This window comes from Nocardiopsis sp. NPDC101807 (genome assembly GCF_044766605.1).
GTDB lineage: Bacteria > Actinomycetota > Actinomycetes > Streptosporangiales > Streptosporangiaceae > Nocardiopsis > Nocardiopsis tropica.
Genome location: NZ_JBIWMK010000014.1, coordinates 30,132 through 53,023, shown reverse-complemented (window position 1 = coordinate 53,023; position 22,892 = coordinate 30,132). Strand labels below are relative to the sequence as shown.

23 protein-coding genes, 1 tRNA gene and 1 riboswitch are annotated in these 22,892 nt (G+C 73.2%); of the genes, 9 read left to right on the top strand and 15 right to left on the bottom strand.

Going from position 1 to position 22,892, the window contains the following annotated elements; all coding sequences use genetic code 11:
* Nucleotides 1-238 precede the first annotated feature (238 nt).
* Entirely contained in the window at nucleotides 239-1,300 is a 1,062-nt protein-coding gene (locus ACIRPH_RS30525) for a 3-deoxy-7-phosphoheptulonate synthase (protein ID WP_402920696.1), read from the top strand.
* Between the two features lie 234 nt (nucleotides 1,301-1,534).
* Here the strand turns inward: ACIRPH_RS30525 and ACIRPH_RS30520 are convergent, their stop codons facing one another.
* The gene (locus ACIRPH_RS30520) at nucleotides 1,535-2,410 is read right to left on the bottom strand and encodes a penicillin-binding transpeptidase domain-containing protein (RefSeq protein ID WP_402920848.1); all 876 of its coding nucleotides are present in this window, start codon (nucleotides 2,408-2,410) and stop codon (nucleotides 1,535-1,537) included.
* Nucleotides 2,411-2,688: 278 nt separating this feature from the next.
* Nucleotides 2,689-2,789: riboswitch (glycine riboswitch) on the top strand.
* 145 nt (nucleotides 2,790-2,934) lie between these two features.
* On the opposite strand from ACIRPH_RS30520, the gene gcvT reads away from it, so the two are divergent.
* The 4 genes from gcvT (at nucleotide 2,935) to ACIRPH_RS30500 (ending at nucleotide 7,352) form a co-directional block, all read left to right on the top strand.
* Nucleotides 2,935-4,050 (top strand): glycine cleavage system aminomethyltransferase GcvT, encoded by a 1,116-nt coding sequence (gcvT, locus tag ACIRPH_RS30515; protein WP_402920694.1) that lies wholly within the window; start codon nucleotides 2,935-2,937, stop codon nucleotides 4,048-4,050.
* A 154-nt stretch (nucleotides 4,051-4,204) separates the two neighbouring features.
* Nucleotides 4,205-4,585, top strand: a complete 381-nt coding sequence (gcvH, locus tag ACIRPH_RS30510; protein ID WP_402920691.1) for a glycine cleavage system protein GcvH — start codon at nucleotides 4,205-4,207, stop codon at nucleotides 4,583-4,585.
* 7 nt (nucleotides 4,586-4,592) lie between these two features.
* Nucleotides 4,593-5,861: a serine hydroxymethyltransferase gene (gene glyA / locus ACIRPH_RS30505; protein ID WP_402920689.1), complete on the top strand. Its 1,269-nt coding sequence runs from the start codon at nucleotides 4,593-4,595 to the stop codon at nucleotides 5,859-5,861.
* Between the two features lie 78 nt (nucleotides 5,862-5,939).
* Nucleotides 5,940-7,352 carry an L-serine ammonia-lyase gene (locus tag ACIRPH_RS30500; RefSeq protein ID WP_402920686.1) on the top strand — a complete coding sequence of 471 codons (1,413 nt, stop codon included), beginning with the start codon at nucleotides 5,940-5,942 and terminating at the stop codon, nucleotides 7,350-7,352.
* A gap of 81 nt (nucleotides 7,353-7,433) precedes the next feature.
* Here the strand turns inward: ACIRPH_RS30500 and ACIRPH_RS30495 are convergent, their stop codons facing one another.
* Nucleotides 7,434-8,876 (bottom strand): sodium:solute symporter, encoded by a 1,443-nt coding sequence (locus tag ACIRPH_RS30495; RefSeq protein ID WP_402920683.1) that lies wholly within the window; start codon nucleotides 8,874-8,876, stop codon nucleotides 7,434-7,436.
* A gap of 177 nt (nucleotides 8,877-9,053) precedes the next feature.
* The gene (locus ACIRPH_RS30490; protein WP_402920680.1) at nucleotides 9,054-9,887 is read right to left on the bottom strand and encodes a MurR/RpiR family transcriptional regulator; all 834 of its coding nucleotides are present in this window, start codon (nucleotides 9,885-9,887) and stop codon (nucleotides 9,054-9,056) included.
* Nucleotides 9,888-10,032: 145 nt separating this feature from the next.
* Between ACIRPH_RS30490 and ACIRPH_RS30485 the strand changes: the two genes are divergently transcribed.
* Nucleotides 10,033-11,292: an amidohydrolase family protein gene (locus tag ACIRPH_RS30485; protein WP_402920677.1), complete on the top strand. Its 1,260-nt coding sequence runs from the start codon at nucleotides 10,033-10,035 to the stop codon at nucleotides 11,290-11,292.
* A gap of 410 nt (nucleotides 11,293-11,702) precedes the next feature.
* On the opposite strand, the gene ACIRPH_RS30480 is transcribed toward ACIRPH_RS30485, so the two are convergent.
* From ACIRPH_RS30480 to purU, 8 genes are all read right to left on the bottom strand, one after another.
* Entirely contained in the window at nucleotides 11,703-12,293 is a 591-nt protein-coding gene (locus ACIRPH_RS30480) for an alkaline shock response membrane anchor protein AmaP (protein ID WP_402920675.1), read from the bottom strand.
* Nucleotides 12,294-12,295: 2 nt separating this feature from the next.
* Nucleotides 12,296-12,901: a DUF6286 domain-containing protein gene (locus ACIRPH_RS30475; RefSeq protein ID WP_402920672.1), complete on the bottom strand. Its 606-nt coding sequence runs from the start codon at nucleotides 12,899-12,901 to the stop codon at nucleotides 12,296-12,298.
* 1 nt (nucleotide 12,902) lies between these two features.
* Entirely contained in the window at nucleotides 12,903-13,271 is a 369-nt protein-coding gene (locus ACIRPH_RS30470) for a hypothetical protein (RefSeq protein WP_402920669.1), read from the bottom strand.
* 63 nt (nucleotides 13,272-13,334) lie between these two features.
* Nucleotides 13,335-13,508, bottom strand: a complete 174-nt coding sequence (locus ACIRPH_RS30465; RefSeq protein WP_402920666.1) for a hypothetical protein — start codon at nucleotides 13,506-13,508, stop codon at nucleotides 13,335-13,337.
* 38 nt (nucleotides 13,509-13,546) lie between these two features.
* Complete coding sequence (locus tag ACIRPH_RS30460; RefSeq protein WP_402920663.1) at nucleotides 13,547-13,867, bottom strand: hypothetical protein; 321 nt, start codon at nucleotides 13,865-13,867, stop codon at nucleotides 13,547-13,549.
* Nucleotides 13,867-14,340: an Asp23/Gls24 family envelope stress response protein gene (locus tag ACIRPH_RS30455; protein ID WP_402920660.1), complete on the bottom strand. Its 474-nt coding sequence runs from the start codon at nucleotides 14,338-14,340 to the stop codon at nucleotides 13,867-13,869. Before ACIRPH_RS30455 ends, ACIRPH_RS30460 begins: the two co-directional genes overlap by 1 nt.
* Nucleotides 14,341-14,387: 47 nt before the next feature.
* Entirely contained in the window at nucleotides 14,388-14,576 is a 189-nt protein-coding gene (locus ACIRPH_RS30450; RefSeq protein WP_402920657.1) for a CsbD family protein, read from the bottom strand.
* 305 nt (nucleotides 14,577-14,881) lie between these two features.
* Nucleotides 14,882-15,769: a formyltetrahydrofolate deformylase gene (gene purU / locus ACIRPH_RS30445; protein WP_402920655.1), complete on the bottom strand. Its 888-nt coding sequence runs from the start codon at nucleotides 15,767-15,769 to the stop codon at nucleotides 14,882-14,884.
* Nucleotides 15,770-15,940: 171 nt separating this feature from the next.
* Here purU and ACIRPH_RS30440 point away from each other — a divergent pair, with 171 nt between their 5' ends.
* Entirely contained in the window at nucleotides 15,941-17,179 is a 1,239-nt protein-coding gene (locus ACIRPH_RS30440; protein WP_402920653.1) for an amino acid deaminase/aldolase, read from the top strand.
* A gap of 128 nt (nucleotides 17,180-17,307) precedes the next feature.
* On the opposite strand, the gene ACIRPH_RS30435 is transcribed toward ACIRPH_RS30440, so the two are convergent.
* Nucleotides 17,308-17,703, bottom strand: a complete 396-nt coding sequence (locus ACIRPH_RS30435) for a DUF3618 domain-containing protein (protein WP_402920651.1) — start codon at nucleotides 17,701-17,703, stop codon at nucleotides 17,308-17,310.
* On the bottom strand, nucleotides 17,663-18,847 hold the full coding sequence (locus ACIRPH_RS30430) for a CDP-alcohol phosphatidyltransferase family protein (protein WP_402920649.1): 1,185 nt from the start codon (nucleotides 18,845-18,847) through the stop codon (nucleotides 17,663-17,665). The genes ACIRPH_RS30435 and ACIRPH_RS30430 overlap by 41 nt, the downstream gene beginning before the upstream one ends.
* A 327-nt stretch (nucleotides 18,848-19,174) precedes the next feature.
* On the opposite strand from ACIRPH_RS30430, the gene bcp reads away from it, so the two are divergent.
* A complete protein-coding gene (gene bcp, locus ACIRPH_RS30425; RefSeq protein ID WP_267946267.1) occupies nucleotides 19,175-19,657 on the top strand; it encodes a thioredoxin-dependent thiol peroxidase in 483 nt (160 codons plus the stop codon).
* Between the two features lie 87 nt (nucleotides 19,658-19,744).
* Nucleotides 19,745-19,819 (top strand) — tRNA-Leu (locus ACIRPH_RS30420).
* Nucleotides 19,820-19,992: 173 nt separating this feature from the next.
* On the opposite strand, the gene ACIRPH_RS30415 is transcribed toward ACIRPH_RS30420, so the two are convergent.
* A complete protein-coding gene (locus ACIRPH_RS30415) occupies nucleotides 19,993-21,174 on the bottom strand; it encodes a serine/threonine-protein kinase (protein ID WP_402920646.1) in 1,182 nt (393 codons plus the stop codon).
* Nucleotides 21,175-21,510: 336 nt separating this feature from the next.
* Nucleotides 21,511-22,857, bottom strand: a complete 1,347-nt coding sequence (locus tag ACIRPH_RS30410) for a M16 family metallopeptidase (protein ID WP_402920643.1) — start codon at nucleotides 22,855-22,857, stop codon at nucleotides 21,511-21,513.
* Nucleotides 22,858-22,892: the final 35 nt, after the last annotated feature.

Sequence of the window (22,892 nt, the reverse complement as noted above, 5' to 3'; positions counted from 1 at the left end):
GCCCCCGGGCCGGGCCGGCGGTCCCGGCCGCCATTGCCGCGTCTTTCCACGGAAATGGCGTCCCACATCACGAGACAGTCGATATCCCCCTCGGCGGGTGTGGCGTTTCCCATCCCGTGTTCCGCGTCGGTGTTCCGGATCGGCACCTCCCCGCACGCACGGCCGCGCTAGTGTTTTCGTGGCGACAGCGTGACAGCAGTGCGATACACGGACAGACGGGACCAAGGGGAACTACACGATGCCGAGCACCAACGACACACGGGTGGCGAGCTACAAGCCGCTCATCGCCCCCCAGGACCTGCTCGCAGAACTCCCGCTGGGCCCGGACCGCAGCGCCCTGGTCGAGGAGTCCCGCGCCGAGGTCAAGCGCGTCCTGGACGGTGAGGACGACCGGCTCCTGGTCGTCGTCGGCCCCTGCTCGGTGCACGACCCCGAGTCCGCCCTGGACTACGCCCGGCGGCTGGCCGAGCTGGTGCCCTCCCTGCGCGACGACCTGTGCGTGGTGATGCGCGTGTACTTCGAGAAGCCGCGCACCACCGTCGGCTGGAAGGGCCTCATCAACGACCCGCACCTGGACGACACCTACGACGTCCACCACGGCCTGCGCACCGCCCGCAAGCTGCTCCTCGACATCAACTCCCTCGGCCTGCCCGCCGGGACCGAGTTCCTCGACCCCATCACCCCGCAGTACATCGCCGACGTCGTCTCCTGGGGGGCCATCGGCGCCCGCACCACGGAGAGCCAGGTGCACCGCCAGCTCAGCAGCGGTCTGAGCACCCCCGTGGGCTTCAAGAACGGCACGGACGGCGACGTGCAGGTCGCGGTGGACGCGGTCGGCGCGGCCTCCGCCTCGCACACCTTCTTCGGCGTCGACCCGGCCGGGGCCGGGTCGGTCGTCGTCACGGAGGGGAACCCGGACTGCCACGTGATCCTGCGCGGCGGCCGCAGCGGGCCCAACTTCGACGCGGCGCCGGTCGGGGCCGCCCTCGACGTCATCGAGAACGCGGGCCTGCCCCGGCGCCTCATGATCGACGCCAGCCACGCCAACAGCGGCAAGGACCACAAGCGCCAGCCGGGCGTGGCCTCCGCGATCGCGGCCCAGGTCGCCGCCGGCCAGAAGGGCGTCATCGGCGTCATGCTGGAGAGCTTCATCGTCGAGGGCGCCCAGAAGCTCGGCGACCCCGCCGACCTGACCTACGGCCAGTCCATCACCGACAAGTGCATGGGGTGGGAGACCACCGGCGAGGTGCTGAACCAGCTCGCCGAGGCCGTGCGCAAGCGCCGCGAGAACGCCGCCTGACGTACCCGGGCGCCCCGTCCCGGGGCGCCCGGCCCCGCGTGGCCCCGTACCCCGCCCTCGGAACGGCGCGCCCCCGACCCCGCCCGCTCCGCGGGCCCCGCCGCCCCGTCGGCCTCTGCCCGGCCCGGGCGGGAACGGCCCGGACCGTCGCGGGGCCGCGCCGGCTCCCGCCGCCCGGACGCCCGGCCCGCCGGACACACGGCGCCCCGCGGGGACGCGCGGCGCCCGCCCGGGTCAGCCCCCGGCGCCGCCCGGCAGCGCGCCCAGCTCCACCAGCAGCTCCCGGGCCAGGGGCTCCCTCAGCTCCGCGTTCGCGTCGTCGTCCATCTCGATGCGCAGGGCGAACGTGTACAGGTCCTCGCCGCGCTCCACCCAGCCGACCCACCAGCCGGGGGCCGGGTCGACGTCCACCGCCCAGCCGCTCTTGGCGAAGAGCGTGTGGCCGTCACCCTCCTCCACGAGGGCGATCTCGCGCAGCGCCTCCTGGTGGGCCGCGTCCACCGGCAGCTCCGAACGGGCCAGCGAGGCCAGGAACTCGGTCTGCTCCACGGCGGAGATCTCCAGCGGACCGTCCAGCCAGAACCGGTCCTCCACGCCCTCGCCGCCGACGTCCCGGTTCCCGTAGTCGAAGCGGTCCACCCAGACCGCCATCCGCTCGTGCCCCACCCTGCGGGCCAGCTCCTGGTAGACGGGGAAGTTCGAGGCGGGGAACGCCTCCCTGAGGGACATGTCCCGTTCCCACGCCTCGACGGGCTGCGGCCCGCCGCCGTGGGGCAGCACCTCGTCCAGGCCCGACACCGCGCCCGTCTCCAGGCCGATCAGGGTGTTGGCCAGCTTGAACGTGGACGCGGGCACCGCGCGCTCGTAGGCCGCCTCCGCCCCGACGAGGGTCGACTCCCTGGCACGGGTGTCGTGGAGCACGAACGTGCCCTCCACCCCGGCCTCGGCGAACACCGACTCCAGGTCCTCGCGCTCCACCGCGGCGACGTCGCCCCGCCGCTCCTGCGCGCTCGCCTCCAGCCGGCCCTCGGACGGCGGCTCCGGCCCGTCACCGCCGCCCCGCGCGCACCCGCTGCCGGCGGTCAGCCCGAGGACGCACGCCGCGGCCAGCACCGCCGTGCCGTGCACGGCCGCCGGCCGCCGCACCCCCCGGCGCCCCGCCCGCGCCCGTCCGCCCGTCCCCCGGTTCCCGTCCCCGTCGGCTCGCACCCGTCATCCCTCCCACGCAGGAAGTCCGTCCCCGGCTCACGCTAACCCCCGGAGCCCCCCTCCGCGACGGATTCGGCCCGACTCCCCCGGTGGGCGGCGGGGGACCCGCACCGCGTCCCCGCCCCGGACCGGGCACCTTCGGGGGCCGTGCGCGCCCGCTGCTAGTCTGAACGTGTTGCTGACCCCGTACGGGAGAGTGCCCGCGTAGCCATCTCGGGCCGCCGAAGGAGCAATCCCTCCCCACGACAACCTCTCAGGCACAGCGGACCGTACGGGCGAGACCACTCTGGAAAGCAGGGACCAGCGTCCCTCGCCGAAGGTGCAAGCCACGCCGAGCGCGCGGCGAAGCTCTCAGGCACAGATGACAGAGGGGGAGGATGGCAACGCCTCTGCACGACACGACGCCCATCCTCTCGGGAGTGCCCATGTCCGATCCCGCATCAGCGCCGCGCGCCACCGCGCTCCGCGAGGTCCACGAGAAGGCCGGCGCCACGCTGGTCGACTTCGCCGGATGGCTCATGCCGCTGCGCTACGGCAGCGAGACCGCCGAGCACAAGGCGGTCCGCGAGGCCGCCGGGCTCTTCGACCTCTCCCACATGGGCGAGATCCGCCTCACCGGCCCGCAGGCCGCCCACGCCCTCGACTTCGCCCTGGTCGGCCACCTGTCCCGGGTCGGGGTCGGCCGCGCCCGCTACACCATGATCACCGACGCCGGGGGCGGCGTCCTGGACGACCTCATCGTCTACCGGCTGGGCGAGGAGGAGTACCTCGTCGTGGCCAACGCCGCCAACGTGCCCGTGGTCGCCGCCGCGCTGGCCGAACGCGCGGAGGGCTTCGACGTCGAGGTGGCGGACGAGTCCGCCGACCACGCCCTGATCGCGATCCAGGGGCCGCGCGCGGTCGAGATCCTCGCGCCGCTCACCGACGCGGACCTGGACGGCATCCGCTACTACGCCGGGTACGAGCACACCGTCGCCGGTCAGCCCGTCCTGCTCGCGCGCACCGGGTACACCGGCGAGGACGGCTTCGAGATCTTCGTCCGGCCCGCCGGGAAGGCCCCCCTGGTCTGGGACGCCCTGATGGCCGAGGGCGAACGGCACGGGCTCGTCCCGGCCGGGCTGTCGGCCCGCGACACCCTCCGCATGGAGGCCGGGATGCCTCTGTACGGGCAGGAGCTCACCGCGGAGCTCACCCCCTTCGACGCCGGGCTGGGCCGCGTGGTGAAGTTCGAGAAGGAGGGCGACTTCGTGGGCCGTGCCGCCTTGGAGGAGGCCTCCCGCACCGCCCGCCCCCGCCGCCTCATCGGCCTCGTCGCGCGCGGGCGCCGCCCGCTGCGCAAGGGCCAGGACGTCCTCCGCGACGGCGAGACCGTCGGAACCCTCACCAGCGGCGCGCCCTCCCCCACCCTGGGCCGCCCCATCGCCATGGCCTACGTGGACGGCGACCTCGACACCTCGACCGGCGCGTTCACCGTGGACGTGCGCGGGAGGGGCGAGGACGTCGACGTGGTCGAGCTGCCGTTCTACAAGCGGCAGCCGTAACAGCAGGGGCCTTCACACCCCGAAGGCCCGCGCGCCCCGCGCGGCCGGACCCCCGAACCGGGGGCCGGCGCGCACGGGGCGCGACCGGGCGTAGGCCGGGCCGGGCAGCACAGGTGCACGGCAGGAAAATGGAACACCTCCAAGGAGAGTTGAAGTGAGCGTTCCCACGGAGCTGGGTTACACGGCCAAACACGAGTGGGTCGCGGTCGAGGACGGGATCGCCACCGTCGGGATCACCTCGTTCGCCGCCGAGGCCCTGGGCGACATCGTCTTCGTCGAGCTGCCCGAGGTCGGCGGCGAGGTGACCGCCGGTGAGCCGAGCGGCGAGGTGGAGTCCACCAAGTCCGTCAGCGACGTCTACTCGCCGGTCAGCGGCGAGGTCGTCGAGGTCAACGAGTCCCTCGCGGACGCGCCCGAGACGATCAACACCGCGCCCTTCGAGGGCGGCTGGCTGTTCAGGGCCCGGCTCACCGAGGAGCCCTCCGGGCTGCTCTCCGCCGAGGAGTACACGAAGCTGACCGAAGGCGAGGAGTAGGCCCCCGATGGCTACTGACAACACGCTCAACCAGACACTGGGCGAACTGGACCCCGAGGTGTCGGCCGCGGTCGACGCGGAGCTGGCCCGCCAGCGCGACACCCTGGAGATGATCGCCTCGGAGAACTTCGCCCCGCAGGCGGTGATCGAGGCGCAGGGCACCGTCCTGACCAACAAGTACGCGGAGGGCTACCCCGGCCGCCGCTACTACGGCGGGTGCGAGCACGTCGACGTCGTCGAGCAGCTCGCGATCGACCGCGCCAAGGCGCTGTTCGGCGCCGAGCACGCGAACGTGCAGCCGCACTCGGGCGCGCAGGCCAACACGGCCGTGTACTTCGCGCTGCTCAAGCCGGGCGACACCATCCTGGGCCTGGACCTGGCCCACGGCGGCCACCTCACCCACGGCATGCGGATCAACTACTCCGGCAAGATCCTCAACGCGGTCGCCTACCACGTGCGCGACGAGGACGGCACCGTCGACTACGACGAGGTCCAGGCGCTCGCCAAGGAGCACCAGCCGAAGATGATCGTCGCCGGCTGGTCGGCGTACCCGCGCCAGCTGGACTTCGCCCGCTTCCGGGAGATCGCGGACTCCGTCGGCGCCCTGCTGATGGTGGACATGGCGCACTTCGCCGGCCTGGTCGCCGCCGGGCTGCACCCCAACCCGGTGCCGTTCGCCGACGTGGTCACCACCACCACGCACAAGACGCTGGGCGGGCCGCGCGGCGGCATGATCCTCGCCAAGGCGGAGTACGGCAAGAAGATCAACTCCGCGGTGTTCCCCGGCATGCAGGGCGGGCCGCTGGAGCACGTGATCGCCGCCAAGGCGGTCTCGTTCAAGGTCGCCGCGGGCGAGGAGTTCGCCGAGCGCCAGCGCCGCACCGTCAGCGGTGCGCGCCTGCTCGCCGAGCGCCTCACCCGGCCGGACATGGCCGAGGCCGGCGTCAAGGTCGCCTCCGGGGGCACGGACGTGCACCTGGTCCTGGTGGACCTGGTGGACTCCCGGCTCAACGGCCAGGAGGCCGAGGACCGCCTGCACGACATCGGGATCACGGTCAACCGCAACGCGGTGCCCAACGACCCGCGTCCGCCGATGGTCACCTCCGGTCTGCGGATCGGCACCCCGGCCCTGGCCACCCGCGGGTTCGGCGACGAGGACTTCGCCGAGGTCGCCGACGTCATCGCCGAGGCGCTCAAGCCGGAGTTCGACGCCGACGCCCTGCACGGCAGGGTCCGGGCCCTGACCGCCAAGTACCCGCTCTACCCCAACCTGTAGGGCCTCCGCCGTGCGGGGCCCCGGGCCCCGCACGGCACCCCTGCTCCCCGGGCCCTGTACTCAACGAGGAGGACAGCCATGGCCATCAGCGTGTTCGACCTGTTCAAGATCGGCATCGGGCCGTCCAGCTCGCACACGGTCGGCCCGATGAAGGCGGCCCGCACGTTCGCCACCGGGCTGCGCGAGGCGGGCACGGCCGACCGGACCGTCCGCGTCAGGGCCGAGCTGTACGGATCCCTGGCGCTCACCGGCAAGGGGCACGGCAGCGACACCGCCGTGGTGCTGGGGCTGATGGGTCACACCCCCGAGCACGTGGACGTGGACGCGGTCCCCCGGCTCGTCGGGGGGGTCCGGGAGGAGCGGGCCCTGGACCTGGGCGGCCCGGACGGGCCCCGGGTGGCCTTCGACCCGGCCGTGGACGTCGACTTCCGCCGCCGGGAGAGCCTGCCCGACCATCCGAACGGGATGCGGTTCGCGGCCCTGGACGCCGACGGGGGCGAACTGGCCTCCAAGGTGTACTACTCGGTGGGCGGCGGCTTCGTCGTGGACGAGCGCGCCGCCGGAGCCGACCGGATCACGCCCGACGTCACCGTCGTCCCGCACCCGTTCGACAGCGCCGAGGAGCTGCTGGCGATCTGCGCGGAGACGGGGAAGTCGATCAGCGCGGTGATGCTCGACAACGAGCAGGCGTTCGGGCGCACCCCCGAGCAGATCCGCGAGGAGCTCCTGGTCCTCTGGACCGCGATGCGCCAGTGCGTGCGCCGGGGCGTGATGACCGAGGGCAGCCTCCCCGGCGGTCTGAGGGTGCCGCGCCGGGCGCACCGCCTCTACCGGCAGCTGGGCGGGAACTGCGACGAGTCCGGCCTTCTGGCGCCGACCGGGGTGGACCCCGACCCGATGCGCGGCAGCGACTGGATCACCCTGTACGCCCTGGCCGTCAACGAGGAGAACGCGGCGGGCGGCCGTGTGGTGACCGCGCCGACCAACGGCGCCGCCGGCATCGTCCCGGCCGTGCTCCACTACTACCTGCACTTCAGCCCGGGGGCCGGCGACGAGGGCGTGGTGCGCTTCCTGCTCACGGCCGCCGCGATCGGCATCCTGTTCAAGCAGAACGCGTCGATCTCGGGCGCGGAGGTCGGCTGCCAGGGCGAGGTGGGCTCGGCCTCCTCGATGGCCGCCGCCGGCCTGGCGGAGGTCCTGGGCGGCACCCCGGCCCAGGTGGAGAACGCCGCCGAGATCGCCATGGAGCACAACCTGGGGCTGACCTGCGACCCGATCGGCGGCCTCGTGCAGGTGCCGTGCATCGAGCGCAACGCCCTCGCCTCCGTGAAGGCGATCAGCGCGACCCGCATGGCGCTGCGCGGCGACGGCAGCCACTTCGTGTCGCTGGACAAGGTCATCCGCACCATGCGCGACACCGGCCGCGACATGATGGACAAGTACAAGGAGACCTCGCGCGGCGGCCTCGCCGTCAACGTCATCGAGTGCTGAGGCTCCGGCCGCCCGCGCTCCCGGCGTCCCCGGCGGTCGGGGACGCCGGCCGGGCCGCGCCGGAGCGCGGCCCGGGACGGGTCACTTCGAGGCGCCGGCCTCGGCGTCGGCGTCGGGCGCCGCGACGGCGGCGGCCACCCTCTCGGGGTCCGGCGCCTTCGTGAGGAGGCTGACGACGACCAGGGCGACCAGGGCCGCGGGCAGCGCCGCGATGACCCCGTTCAGGCCGGCCGGGGTCCCGGCCAGCTGCCAGCCGATGGTGGTGGCCGCGCCCACGACGAGGGCGGCGACGGCTCCGGCGGTGGTCGCGCGCTTCCAGAACAGCACCGACAGGACCACCGGGGTGATCGCCGCGCCGTAGACGGTGTACGAGTACATCTGGAGTTCGAGCACGGTCGGGAAGTACAGGCTCAGGGCCAGGCCGGCGAGCGCGATGCCCAGGACCGCCAGCCTCTGGAGCACCAGCTTGCGGCGCTGGCTCGCCCGGTCACCGGCGAACCGTGCGTACAGGTCGTAGGCGACGTTGGAGGCCCCGGACAGCATGTACGAGGAGCCCGTCGTGATGACGAAGGCGACCGCGCCGGCCAGGATCAGGCCGCCCAGGACGGCGGGCAGGTAGCCCTCGGAGGCCAGGGCGAGAACCGCCATGTCGCCGTTGATGCCGGGCATGAGGACGGCGGCGGCCGTGGCGAGCAGGACGACGGGGATGAAGACGAAGAAGCTGCCCACCAGCATGCCCAGGGTGGACGACCTGGCGTCGCGCTCGTCCTTGGCGGCGGCGAGGCGCTGGTACATGTTCTGGTCGGCCAGGAGCAGCAGGAACAGCGGGAGGAAGTAGCCGAGCAGCTGGAGCCAGGTCAGCCCGCCGCTGAAGGTCCGCGCCTGCTCCGGAAGCCCGTCCCAGTAGGCGCCGGGACCGCCGACCGCGGCGAACACCAGGGGCAGCGCCATGCACAGGCCGAGGACGATGAGGATGGCGGACACGAAGTCGGTGTAGGCGACCGAGAACAGGCCGCCGCTGATCGTCAGCAGGGTCACGACGACGGCGATGAGCACGGTCCCCTGGGTGGCGGACAGCGGGGTGACCAGGCTGACGACGTACCCGCCGCCGACGAACTGCGAGGCGGTCAGGCCCAGGAAGGCGATGGTGGTGACCACCGCCGCGACGGTGCGGACCCCGATCCCGAAGCGCACCTCCAGCAGTTCGGGGATGGTGTGCCTGGACGCCCTCCGGATGCGGCGGGCCGCCAGGAGCAGGACGAGGATGCCCAGCGGGGTGCCCGCGAAGAAGACGAGTCCGGCCGTCGGCCCGTAGGTGTACGCGAAGTTGGCGCCGCCGATGATCGTGCCGGACCCGACCCAGGTGACCAGCATGGTGGCGATCATGACCGGGCGGGGGAGGCTGCGTCCGGCGAAGAGGAAGTCGTCGCCGCCGCCGACCCTGCCGGAGCGCACGAAGTAGAGGGCGATCCCCAGCATGGCCAGGATGTACACGGCGAGGATCACGAGATGGGTCGTCTGCATTGGCCACCTGCGAGGTTCGGTTCAGGGGATGGGCACGGGGGGCGACCACCGGCGGTGATCCGTCCGCCATGAAAGCAGTCGCGCCAGTGAAGTGCAACACTTATTGCAAAGAACGTGATCCTGATCACGCCACCTGCGCGTCACCCCGTAGCCGCAGGTCATCCACCCGGCCGTCGCTCAGAAGAGCTCCGACTCCTCCCACAGGCGCTCCGTGTCGCGCACGGCGCGCAGCACCCCGTCCCCGCCGATCCGCGCCAGCTCGGCCAGCACCGCGTGGATCACCGACATCGCCGGGACCAGCGACGGGAACATGCCCACGCCCTCGCTCGGGACGAGCAGCAGGTGCGCGGCGCCCTCCGCCAGCGGGGAGTCCCTGCGGTCGGTGATGACCGCGACCGGCACGGACCGCCGCCCGGCGACCCTCACCGCGGCGCGCAGCGCGGTGGGCAGGCGCCACAGGTCGCACGCCACCAGCAGGTCCTCCGGCCCCATCCGCGCCAGGGCGTTGACCAGCGCCGTCCCCCCGACGTCGAACCGCTCCACGTCGTAGCCCATGATCCCGGCGGCGTGCGCCAGTTGCAGGCCGGGCGCCGCGAAGGTCCCCGAGCCCACCACCCTGGTCCTGCGTGCGGTGTGGATGGAGGCGGCGAGCGCGCGCACCCTGCCGGGTTCGAGCGTGCGCTCCAGGGTCCGCAGCCCCTCGCGGTCGGCGCGGACCGCCGCCCGGACCGGGTCGGCGTCGGACCCGGCGTGCTCGGCCAGCACCTCCCCCGCGCTGAGGGAGGCCAGGTAACGGGAGCGCAGTTCGACGCGGAGCGCCGGCCAGCCGCTGAACCCGAGGGCCTGCGCGGCACGGACCACCGTGGCGACGTTGACCCCGGCGCGCTCGGCCAGTTCCGCGGTGCTCGCGTAGGACGCGAACCTCGGCTGGTCCCGCAGCACCCTGACCACGCGCTCGGCCGCGCGGCCCAGTCGCCCGTCGCCGAGCGCGGCCTCGATCCAGTCCGCCATCACCCCTCCGTCCCGGGCGCGGCCGGAACACCCCCGGCCACGCGTCCACCAAGCGATACCACCCCCTGGCCGTTCGCGCGCCTTTGATGCAACATATATTGCAGATGCGTGGCCCACACGCCGAGCCGTTCCATCGGAGGTACACATGACCCGCCAGTCCCAGCCGCCGCTCCTCTTCACCGGGGCGGGCCTCCTCGACCCGGAGGCGGGCACCAGGACGCCGGACTCCTGGCTGCTCGTGGAGGACGGGCTCATCGCGGGCAGCGGCCAGGGCCCCGCACCCGAGACGGGAGGGGCCGTCGAGGTCGTCGACCTGGGCGGAGCCACCCTCATGCCGGGCCTCATCGACGGCCACATCCACGCGACCGCCTTCAGCGCCGACCTCGGCGCGGCCATGGACCACTCGCCCTCCTACGTCGCCAGCTACGCCGCCACGTCCCTCAACGCCATGCTCAAGCGCGGCTTCACCACCGTCCGCGACGTCGCCGGGGGCGACTGGGGCCTGGCCCTCGCGGTCGAGGAGGGGCTGGTCGACGGCCCCCGGCTGATGTTCGGCGGCAAGGCCCTCTCCCAGACGGGCGGACACGGCGACTTCCGCGGCCCCGGCCGCCAGGGCAACGACACCCACGCCTGCTGCCCCGGAGCCGGCGTGGTCTGCGACGGCCCCGACGAGTTTCGCCGGGCCGCGCGCGAACAGCTCCGCACCGGCGCGCACCACCTCAAGATCATGCTGTCGGGCGGGGTCGCCTCCCCGACCGACCGCATCGACTCCACCCAGTCCTCCGAGGCCGAGATCCGCGCCGTGGTGGAGGAGGCCGAGGCCGCCAACCGCTACGTCACCGGCCACGCCTACACCGCCCGCGCCGTCAACCGGGGCCTGCGCCTGGGCGTGCGCTGCATCGAGCACGGCAACCTCATCGACCGGAGCAGCGTCGAGCTGTTCCTGGAGCACGACGCCTTCCTGGTGCCCACGCTCGTGACCTACGAGGAACTGTCCCTCCAGGGCGCCGCCTACGGCCTGCCCGCCGCGAGCCAGGAGAAGGTCGACACCGTCCTCACCCGCGGCATGGACGCGCTGAGCATGGCGCACGAGGCGGGGGTGAACCTGGTCTTCGGCAGCGACCTGCTCGGCGGGATGCAGGACCGCCAGAGCCGGGAGTTCGCCATCCGCGGCCGGGTCCAGCCCGCCGCCGACGTCCTGCGCTCGGCCACCGTCAACGCGGCCCGGCTCCTCGGCCTGGAGGGCGTCGTCGGCACCCTGCGCGACGGCGCCCGTGCCGACCTGCTGGTCGTGGACGGCGACCCCCTCGCCGACATCGGGGTGCTCGCGGACCCCGAGCGCAACGTGCGCACCGTCCTGCGCGACGGCCGCGTGCGGCACGAGCGCGGCGACGCCCTGTCGTAGCGCGGCGCCCGGCCGGGCCCGCGTCCGCCGGGGCGCCCCGCCGCGCCGACCGCGCTCCGAGGGCCGGTCCCGGGCCGGCCCTCGCTCCCCGCCCTGTGGGGGACGGCCCCCGCGAGCGCTCGCGGCGGTCGGCGCGAGCGCCGAGCCGACCGGAAGCACCCACGGAACACGCCCCGGCGCGGCGGGCGGAGAGACCCCGACCCCGGCCCGCCGCCGGGGGCCCGTGCCCGTGGCGCGCCCGGGCGTCGGAACCGTCCCCCGGGACGGGGCCGCCGGTGTCGCAGCCCCGGAGCCACGAGAGCAGCGGTTCCGGTCGTCCCACCGGGCCGGGAGCGCGGTGCGGGGAGCGCTGTGCGGGGAGCACCGTGCCGGGAGCGTCGTTCGGGGAGGGCCCGCACGGGCCCTCCCGCTCAGGCGAGGCCGCGCCGGGGGTTCTTGGCCGGAGCGGTCATCGACATCCGCACGACGGCGGGCACCCTCTCCAGGTCGAGCGAGCTGCGCAGGTTCGCCAGGGCGTCCGAGCGCACCCGCTGCCACACCCCCCTGACGTCGGCGTCGTCGTCCAGGATGAGCGCCAGCCTCAGGTGCGGCGCGTCGGAGGACTCCGTCAGCCGCGCACGTGCGCGGCGCACACCGGGGTAGTCCGCGACCTCCTGCTCCAGCGCTCCGCGGGCCACGCTCTCGGACATCTCCACCCGGCCGTCGTGGCCCTTGTCCAGGACCAGGCGCCCCACGGTGTCGTTGAGCCCCTGGACCATCAGCCAGCGCAGCGCCAGGAACCCCGCCGCGAACGCCACCGCGACCGCCGCGTACGGCACCCACGGCCGGTCGAGGAAGTCGGCCGCCGGCGCGCTGAGCAGGGGGCTCTCCGCGAGGGGCGCGCCGAACAGCCCGCGTCCCGCGGCGAGCGCCGCCAGTCCCGCGGCGAGCGGGACCGCGCCCACGACCGCCAGGCCCCACCGGTTCCCCCGGGCCGACCTCCGGGCCCTGTCTCGCACCACGGTCACACCTCCGCGTACCTGACGTGGGTGGCGATCCGCATGCTGCGCAGCGGCGCCAGCTCCTCCAACCGCCGCTCCACGGCCGCGGTCACCTCCGCGGGCAGCCCGGCGGCCTCCCGCATACCGGTGCGCACGTGCACCCGGAGCCTGTTGCCCCGGACGGCGACGTTCACGGCGTCGACACCGCTGACCTCGTGCGCCGCAGCGGCCACCGCACGGCGCAGCGCGGGCCTGGTGAGCCCCACCACCAGTGCGGGGTCGTCGGTGCGCAGCGCGGTCCAGTGCCCGCGTCCGGGCGTCAGGGCGGCCACGATCAGCGCCAGGCCGATCAGCGCCAGGACGGCCGAGGCGATCTGCACCGAGGGCGCCGACCAGGTGGTGGCCCCGGCGTATCCGGTGGCCGCGCCCACCGGGATGAGCCGCAGGGGGCTCCCGGCGAGCGCGGAGATCACCTCGGCGGCGGCGACGACGGCCACGACGAGGATCACGAGCCCCGTGATCACCGCGGGCCACGACCTCCTCGGCCGGAAGGTATGGACCGCCACCCGCTTCGCCCGACGGTCGACGCCCTGGTCCGGGCGGCCGAGCACCTCTTCCACGGTGGTCATGTCAGCGCACCAGCTCCGCGATCTCGATGTCGATGTGGTGGACTTGCTTGCCGGTGATCCGCTCGACGCGTTCCTTGACGTGTCCGCGGACACGGGCGGCGACCTCCCGCGCCGAGCGCGGGTAGCGCACGGTGATCCGCAGCCGCAGGAGGACCACGTCACCGCTCACCTTCGCCCGTGCGGCCCTCGACCTGGCCGCGCGGGCCCCCTGGACCTCGCGGACGGCCCGGGCCGCGACCTTCTCGACCACTCCGGGCTCGATGACGGTGCGGCCCGCGGGTCCGTGTTCGCGCTCGTGCCGCCCGTGGCCCGGCCCGCCGGGCGGGTGCTCCCTCTGCCTGGGGACCGTATCGGTCCGCACTCCGGCCACGACCGCTCCTTCCCTCCGGGGCGTGTGTGTCGGCGGCGCCCTCGGACGCCCGAGGGGCCCGCCTCAGGCCGACCGCCGCGAGAACACCTCACCGAGGTCGATCTCGCCCTCCATCGCCCGGCCCGCGACGAACCCGACGAGGCCCAGAACCAGGACCAGCGCGAAGGCCGCGAATCCGCCGAAGGCGGCGGCGAGACCCAGTACCGTCCCGTAGGACAGGCCGACGATGGGCCACATGGCTTCCCCCTCTTGTCCAGCACCTGTTGCTTCCACGTTCAGAGCCCCGTCCGTCTGCCGTCGCCGAGGCCGGCGACCACGTCCTCCACCGAGATGTGGACGGTGCGGCCGCCGGCCAGCGGGGCCAGGCCCCGGCGCAGCTCGGCTGCGATCTCCGGCAGCGGTCTCCCGAAGCGGACCACGACGCCCACCTCGACCCCGTCCGCGCGCACCGCGACGCCGTGCACGCGTCCGCCGGGCACGGGGGTGGCCAGCGTTCCGAACCCTCCGGACGACAGCTCCACCACGTCCGGGAAGCGGGCGGCCTCCTCGGCCACGCGTCGGGCCACCTCGCCCGGGTCCCCACCGCCGGCCGCCACTACCGGACCCGGGGCCCGGAGTCGTCGGAGTCGTCGTCCTGGTCGTCGTCGGGCAGGTGGATGTCGTCCACCCTGATGTTGATCTCGGTGACCTCCAGGCCGGTCATGCGCTCCACCGCCGTGGCGACGTTGCGCCGCACGGAGGCCGCGAGGTCCTGGATGGCGGCCCCGTACTCGACGACCAGGTCGATGTCGACGGCGGCCTGGTGCTCGCCCACCTCGACCGAGACCCCGCGCGAGACGGAGCCCCGGTCGGTCCCGCCGCCGGTCACGGCGTCCCTCACGGCGCCGACGGCGCGCGCCGTCCCGCCGCCCATCGCGTGGACGCCGCCGATCTCACGCGCGGCCATCCCGGCGATCTTCGCGACCACCCCGTCCGCGATCTGGGTGCGGCCTCCCCCGTCGCCGGAGGAGTCCCCCCTGCCCGCCTCGCGGGCGCCCGGCACCTTCGCTTCGGTCCTGATGTCCGACACTGGTCCCCCCTGCGCAGTGTGCAGAAACCCCGTGGTCACAGAGGCCGTCAGCGCTTGAAGACGTTCTTGGCCTTCTCGCTCGCGTCCTTGGCCTTGTCCTTGGCCTGGTCGGCCTTGTCCTTGGCGTCGGCCTTGGCCTGGTCCGCCTTGCCCTCGGCCTCCTTGCCGCGGTCCCCCGCGGCCTTGCCGTAGGCCTCCTTGGCCTTGCCGGCGGCGTCGTCGACGTGCTTGCCCATGTTTTCTGCCCCCTCCTCCGAGCGCATTGCCCTCGGAGTTTTCGGACCGAAACCCGGTATCTACGCCATGGGATGGCCAGATGAGTTCCGAACTAAACACACCATATACACACTGTACGTAGTGGCCAAGATACCTTGAGTAACGAATCGCTGGTCAGAAGAGGAGATAGTCTTTCCCATCCCGCCTCACGCGGGCATGGCGCACCCCAGCATCACGGGAAAACACCAGGGGCGCCCCTGAAGGCGCCCCTGGTCCGAAAAGCGGTCCCGCCCGGCGATCCGCCGGGAGGCCCGTGCCCCCGGTGTCAGCCGAAGACGACCGTCTTCTCCCCGTTGAGGAGGACCCGGCGCTGCGCGTGCCAGTTGACCGCGCGCGCCAGCGCCACCGACTCCAGGTCCCGGCCGATCGCGGTGAGCTGTTCCGGGCTGTGCGTGTGGTCCACCCGGGACACCTCCTGCTCGATGATGGGCCCCTCGTCGAGGTCGGCGGTGACGTAGTGGGCCGTCGCGCCGATCAGCTTGACCCCGCGCATGTGGGCCTGGTGGTAGGGGCGCGCACCCTTGAAACTCGGCAGGAAGGAGTGGTGGATGTTGATGATCCGGCCGGACATCTTGGTGCACAGCTGCTCGGAGAGCACCTGCATGTAGCGGGCCAGGACGACCAGGTCGACGTCGTAGGAGTCCACCAGCTCCAGGAGCCGCGTCTCCTGCTCCGACTTGTTCGCGGCGGTCACCGGCAGGTGGTGGAAGTCCACGCCGTAGGAGTCCGCGAGGAACCCCAGGTCCGGGTGGTTGGACACCACGGCGGCGATGTCGACGTCCAGGAGCCCGCTGCGCTGGCGGTAGAGGAGGTCGTTGAGGCAGTGGCCGAACTTGGACACCATGACGATCATGCGGGGGCGCACGTCGCGGGGGCTGAGCGTCCACTCGACGAACGCGTCGCCCGAACCGGACCCGAAGTCCCCCGCCAGCGCCGCGAACGCCCCGCGCAGCACGTCCTCGCCGACCGCCCCGTCGCCGCCCCGCTCCGCCACGAACTGCATGCGCAGGAAGAAGCGGCCCGTGTAGTGGTCGCCGTACTGCTGACTCTCGGTGATGTTGCAACCGTGGTCGGACAGCAGGTTGGCCACTGCCGCGACGATGCCCCTGCTGTCGGGACACGAAAGGGTCAGGACGTACTCGCGCTCACTCATGGGAAAGAACCATTTCTGGGGTCGGACCGGCTGATCGGCCGTGACGCTCCAGGATATCGACCCGGGCCGCCCGGCGGGGCGGATACGGGACGTCGTCCCGGCCACAAGGTTCACCGAACCGTTCATTGCCGGGAATATGAAACACATTCATGTTCTGGCATCCTCGGACGCATGACAAGCCTGCGTGAGAAGTACGAGGCCGCGACGCGCGAACTCCGGGCCCCCTTCGCCATGGTCGACCTGGCCGCCTTCCGCGCCAACGCGGCCGACCTCACCCGCCGGGCCCACGGCAAGCCCGTCCGGATCGCCAGCAAGTCCGTGCGCAGCCGTGCCCTGCTCCGCACCGCCCTCGCCCTCCCCGGCTACGCGGGGATCATGGCCTTCACCCTCCCCGAGGCGCTCTGGCTGGCCGAGGGCGACTCCGAGGGCCCCCTGGACGACGACATCCTCGTGGCCTACCCCACCGTCGACCGGGAGGCCCTCACCCGGCTCGCGGGGGACCCCGCCGCCGCCCGGGCCATCACGGTCATGGTCGACGACACCGCCCACCTGGACATGATCAGCGCCGCCGTGGCCGACGCCACCGCCTCCGGCACGCGCGGAGCCGGGGCCCCGCCCGTCCGCGTCTGCCTGGACATCGACACCAGCTGGCAGCCCCTCGGCTCCCGCGCCCGCATCGGCGCCTTCCGCTCCCCCGTACGCACACCCGAGCAGGCGGCGGCGCTCGCCCGTGCCGTCGTCGGGCGGCCCGGGCTGGAGCTGGCCGGGATCATGGCCTACGAGGGCCAGATCGCCGGGGTGGGCGACGCCCCGCCCGGGCGCCCCCTGTACGCGCGCGTCCTGCGCGCCGTCCAGCGAAGATCGGCGATCGAGCTCGCACGACGCCGGGCCGCCGTCGTGCGGGCCGTGGGCGCCGTCGCCGATCTGCGCTTCGTCAACGGCGGCGGCACCGGCAGCCTCCACACCACCGGCCGGGAGAAGGCCGTCACCGAGCTCGCGGCGGGATCCGGCCTCTTCCACCCGCGCCTGTTCGACCACTACCGGGCCTTCCGGGGCCGCCCCGCCGCCCTCTTCGCGCTCCCCGTCGTACGCCGCCCCGCCCCGGGCGTGGTGACCGCCCTCGGGGGCGGCTACCCCGCCTCCGGTCCGGTCGACCCCCACCGGGCACCCACCCCCCACCTCCCCGAGGGACTGTCCTACACCGCCAACGAGGGCGCGGGAGAGGTGCAGACCCCCCTCGTCGGCGCCGCCGCCGACGGCCTCGCCGTCGGCGACCGCGTGTGGATGCGCCACGCCAAGGCGGGCGAGCTCTGCGAGCGCTTCGACACGCTGCACCTGATCGACTCCGACACCGGCGAGTACGTCGGCGCCGTCCCCACCTACCGGGGCGAGGGCCGAACCTTCCTCTGAGCCGGACGGTCCGCGTGCCCCCGCCGAGGACCGCCCCGGCCCGCCGGGCCGCAGACGCAGCGACACCGGACCTCCCGCACGACGAGGGGCCCGTGCGCCGAGCGCACGGGCCCCTCTCACCCGGTCCGCTACTTGCGGCGGCGGACCGCCCAGGCCACCACGCCCACGGCGATGACCGCGCCCACGCCGACCGCGAGGATCAGTGCCTCCGGGGGCAGCCGGCGGCGCGACTGGTAGGTGGTCACGACCTCGTCATCGCCCTTGATGACGATGCTGCCCTCCTCGGGGGCCACGAGGTGGCTCTCCACACGCACCGCGCCTCCGCCGACCACGAGGGCGCGCGCCTCGTCGACGATCCGTGCGCCGCGTTCGCGGGCCCTCCCGATCTGTCTACGGGCGATGTTGGCAGGCCGGGCCTGCTCGCTCAGCTCGTCCAGGGTCTCCGCCAGCCGCCGCTGTTCGCGGGTGATCTCGGCCTGGATCTCAGCCGGGGTCTGGCGCGGTTCGGTGTCGCGTCCCGTCATGGGGCTCCGCCTCTCTCCACTGGCGCAGGGTCGTCTGAGAGCCCGAGTCCGAGTCCGAGCCGGAGTCCCGGCTCTCCTCCGCGCCGTCGGACGGACCGGAGAATCTCAGCGCGCCGTCGATTCCGTCGACCACGCGGAAGAAGTCCCGCGTGGACAACCACAGTTTATAGATGATGGCTATCTCGAAGGCGAGAAGCAAAACGCCCGCGGCGGCGGTGATCCAGCCGATCAGCGACGGGGCGCCGAGGACCGCGACCGCCAGGGGAGCCACCACGAACACCGCCAGCTGGAACTCGATGCCGCCCACCAGGTGCGTCCTGATGCGCCTGGCGTTGAGCGCCGACCAGAAGCGCTGGTACCAGGGGAAGCGGGAGCGGAACTCCTGGTGGAGGTCCACCTTGGGCAGCGTCAGGTCCGGCTGCTTGCCCGCCGTGCGGTGGTTGCGCGCCTCCCGCTCGTTCTGGCTGTGCAGTATCTGCTCCAGGACGCCGATGCCGTGGCGGAGCACCGCCTGCTCGCCGCCGTCGCTCATCGTCCGTCCGCCGCCGCCGGTGGCCGAGGCCGTGTCGTCGTCCTCCGGCTCCAGCATCGACAGGGTCGCGCGGGCCCTCTCCAGGGCGGCCGCCAGGTGCGAGCGCATCTCCCTGCGCACCTTGTAGACCTGCAGGGCGTTGAGGTACCGGAGCATGTCCAGGAAGACGACGGCCAGGGCCAGCCACACGAACCACACCGGGTTGGAGTCGGGGACGACCTCCTCGGACACGACGTACTGCCCGCCCATGAGGGCGACCGCGCACACCAGCACCCGGAACCGGTCGGACACGTAGTCCATCCACGAACCGAACAGGGACTCCGAACCGGTGAGCCGGGCCAGTTTGCCGTCCACGCAGTCCACGAGGAAGCACAGGATGTACAGGACCGCGCCCAGGGCCAGGAACTGCCGGTAGCCCAGGGCGAAGCAGACCGCCGCGCCGAGCCCCAGGAAGAGCGCGACCACCGTCAGCTGGTTGGGCGTGATCGACGTCCGGTTGGCGACCAGGCGGACGAGCCGGACCGCGACCGGGTCCACGAGGGAGACCGTCAGCCAGGAGTCGCGCTCCTTGAGCGTGCGCTCCCTGACCTCGTCGAGTGTGAATCCAGGCATCGTCGCCAATACTCCCCAACACGAAGCGGATGTGTTCCGGCCCGGAGGCCGTGCCGACCACCACCGGAGGGGCGTGGCGCCCGGGTGCGCGAAGGGCGTCACCAGCGGGTCGACCGAAAGCACGAGTGCGGTCAACAATAGGTGATCGAACCGCTGGTCACCCCCAAAGCGGATGAACCGAACCGGAATCGCAACCGAAGCCGGTAAACCCAGCCTGGCACAGGTGAAGAAGCGCCGCTCCCCGGGGCACCCCCGGCGCTCGCTACGGTAGGAGCAGTGAGCGGGCGGGGCCCCACCGCCCCGCCGACGAGCAGATGGGAACACCACGTGAGCGACCCGATCCGCCTGGCGCCCGGCGACCAGGCCCCCGACTTCACCCTCGACGACGCCGACGGCAAGCCCGTCACCCTCAGCGAGGTGCTGGCCTCCACCGGGCAGCGCGTCGTCCTGTACTTCTACCCGGCGGCGATGACCCCCGGGTGCACCACACAGGCCTGCGACTTCCGCGACAACCTCCGCGAGTTCGGCTCGGCCGGCCTCACCGTCCTGGGCGTCTCCCCCGACACGACCGACAAGCTGGCCGCGTTCCGGGAGAAGGAGGGCCTGACGTTCACCCTCCTCGGCGACCCCGGCAAGGAGACCCTGCGCGCCTACGGCGCCTTCGGGGAGAAGAAGAACTACGGCCGCACGGTCCAGGGCGTCATCCGCTCCACCGTCGTCGTCGGCGCCGACGGCAAGGTGGAGAAGGCCTTCTACAACGTGAAGGCCACCGGGCACGTCGACCGCCTCAAGAAGGAACTCGGCGTCTGACCCGCAGGACCCCGGCGGCCCGGCCGGGCCGGGCCCGCGGGGCCTGGCGGCCGGGTCCGCCCGCGTCCCCGGTACAGTTGTCCCGACGGGGCCGTAGTCCAACCGGCAGGAGACGACAGCTTTAGGTGCTGTACAGTGCGGGTTCGAATCCCGCCGGCCCTACGAGACGGTGTGCGCCGGTCGGTGGGCTCCGCCCACCCTCCGCGCGACACCCCGGGGAACGCCCCGCACCGCAGGCGGTGCGCGCCGGCCGACGGCTCCGGCCACCCTCCCCGCACCGCGGTCCCGCGTGACGGGGGCGTCGGGCCGCGACGGCCGCTCCCGCGCCCGGCCCGCTAGCGGCCGAGCAGGGCCCAGAGCACGACGGCCAGCAGCAGCACCACGCCGAGGGCGACGCCGGCGAACACCGGCAGCATGCTCTTCTCCGCGTGCCGGCCCGAACTCGTCAGCCCCAGCGTGTCCGTGGACTCGCGGATCGACGTCATGATCGAGTTCATCGCCTCGGGGCTGTTGCGCAGCCGCTCGTTGATGGACTCCGCCAGGACGTGGGCGCCCGCCTTGAAGTGCTCACGGGCCGACTCCCGGTCCTGTTCGTCCCCGCCCCGGCCCTCCCCGCCGCCCTCTCCGGGGCGCGGCTCGGCCGGACGGGCCCCGGAGGCGGCCGTCTCCACGCTGGTCTCGGGCGCCCACGGGGCCAGGGCCGCGATCCGCAGCATCTTGGTGGCGTTCTCCGCGGTCAGCCGCTCGCCGGGCTCGACGCGGAGCAGGCCGGCGAGCACCGGCGCGAGCGGGCCCGCGCTCGCGGCCTCCGCCGGCTCGTCCAGCTGCTCCTGGCGCAGGATCTTGATGTAGCCCTTGCGGTCGTAGGGAGGGTGGCCCTCCACCGCCGCGTACAGGGTGGCGCCCAGGGACCACAGGTCCGACTCCGGCCCGACCGGTCCGGCCTTGGCCCTCTCCGGCGGGATGTAGGCGGGCGAGCCGATGATGCGGCCCGACGCGCTCAGCGCCGACTCGCCGTTCCAGGCGGCCAGCCCGAAGTCGGTCAGCACCACGCGCCCCGCCTGGCTGATCATCACGTTCTCGGGCTTGACGTCGCGGTGGACGATCCCCTCGGTGTGCGCGACCTTGAGGGCGTCGATCAGCTGGAGCCCGATCTCCGCCACCCGCTGGTAGGGCAGCGGGCCGCCCACCTGGATGAGCTCCTCCAGGGTGGAGGCCTCGACCAGCTCCATGACGATCCACGGCCGGTCGTCCTCGTCCACGACGTCCAGGACGGTGACCAGGCTCGGGTGGGTGAGGCGCCCGGCGACCCGGGCCTCACGCGTGGTGCGCTGGAGGAGGGACTCGCGCTCGGAGCGGCTCAGATCGGCCGGGAGTCTCAGCTCCTTGACGGCGACCTCGCGGTCGATGACCAGGTCGACGGCGCGCCACACGGTGCCGACACCGCCCCTGGCGATCTCCGACACCAGCTGGTAGCGCCCTTTGAGCAGGCGCCCCTCAGGACCGGAGTCGCCCATACCGGCTACCTCCGGACCTTCGGAAGAGCGCGACGCCCGGGGCCGCTGAGTGTGAGGGTTGTCTAGGGAGGACACGGTTATCCACGGGTCCATTCACCGGCCATGGTGGCCTCCTGCGGAGCATTGCGGTCGCTGTCACCATGTAGGTGCACGGATCACTCGTTATACCAGCAGGACGCCGAGTCCACGCTGGTAGTTGCCATAACACTGGCACATAGGTTCGCTTTCGTTATGTCCGACGAAAAGCTGCACATGCCATGACCTGCCTCTCCTTTGCCCGTCCTCGCCCCGGCCGTGGGGAGGGCGTGCGGGCGCGACACGCCCGCACGCCCCGGGTCAGGTCCAGAGGGACTCCGGGTCGCGGACCTCGACGGGGCCGATCCCGGTGTCGGTGAGCGGCTGCCGGAGGCGCTCCGCGTCGCCGACCACCACGACGACGGCCTCCTCCGGGTGCAGGTACTCGGTGGCGGCCGAGTCCAGGCTCTCCTTGGTCAGCCGCTCGTAGCCGGCCCGGTTGCGGTCCACGTGGTCGTCCGGCAGGTCGTGGACGACCATGTCGACCAGGGCCCCCGCGAGGGAGCGCGCCGTGGAGTAGCTGACGGGCAGGCCCACCGTGTTGGACTCGCGCACCGCGGTGAGCTCCTCCTCCGTGACGCCCGACTCGCGGAGCTCGGCGACCTGCTCCAGCGACGAGGTGACGGAGTGGGCGGTGGTGTCCGCCTCCACCTGGGTGGACATGAAGAACACGCCGCTGTCGCGCCGCAGGTCGAACCGGGATCCGGCGCCGTAGGTGTAACCGAGGCGTTCGCGCAGCTCCATGTTGAGCCTGGACGTGAACATGCCGCCCAGCACCTCGCTGATGCCCTCGGCCCTGGGCAGGTCGACCTGCGAGCGGGACGGCGCGCGGTGCGCGATGACCAGGGCCGACTGGACGGAGCCGGGGCGGTCGACGATCAGGACGCGGGGCAGCTCGCCGGGCGGCGGCGCCGGGACGGAGGACTCGCGCTCCGGGACGGAGGCGGCGTCGCCGAACACCGTCTTGCCCAGCTCCTCCAGGTCGATCCCGTCGAGGTCGCCGACGACCACGAGGGTCCCGGCGACGGAGGCGATGGACTCGGCGTGGAAGGACGCCACGGTCTCCGGGGTGATGTCGGCCAGCCGGACCGGGCCTCCCCCGAGCGGGGTGGCGTAGCGGCCGGTGAACAGCTGCCCGCCGAGGCTGCGCATGGCCAGGGTCCCGGCCGTGGCGGCCTCCAGCCAGAACCGCTCCAGCAGCTGCTCGCGGCGGCGGACGATGTCGTCCGGGTTCAGGGCGGGGCGCCGGACCGCGTCCGCGAACAGGCGGACGGCCTCGTTGACGCGGTTGGCGGGGGCGTCCAGGCCGGTGATGAATCCGTCCCAGTTGACGCGGGACGTCCACTCGGCGCCGTGGCGCTCCAGGGCGGGCGCCAGGGAGCTGTTGCCGTCGGGGCCGTCCTCCAGCACCTCGCTCGTGAGCACGTTGACGCCCATGGCGTCCAGCGGCTCCACGGCGCCCCCGTGGGGGTGCACGAGGCGGAGGGAGACCAGTTGCTGGCCGGGCACGTCGACGGCGACGACGGTGCCGCCCCCGACGGTGACCCGTTGGGGCTTCGGGAAGGAGTAGGACGCTACGGCACCGAGTGGCGGGCGGGTCTGCGGCATGCTCTGCGGCTCTTTCTGCGGCTTGCGGTGACAGG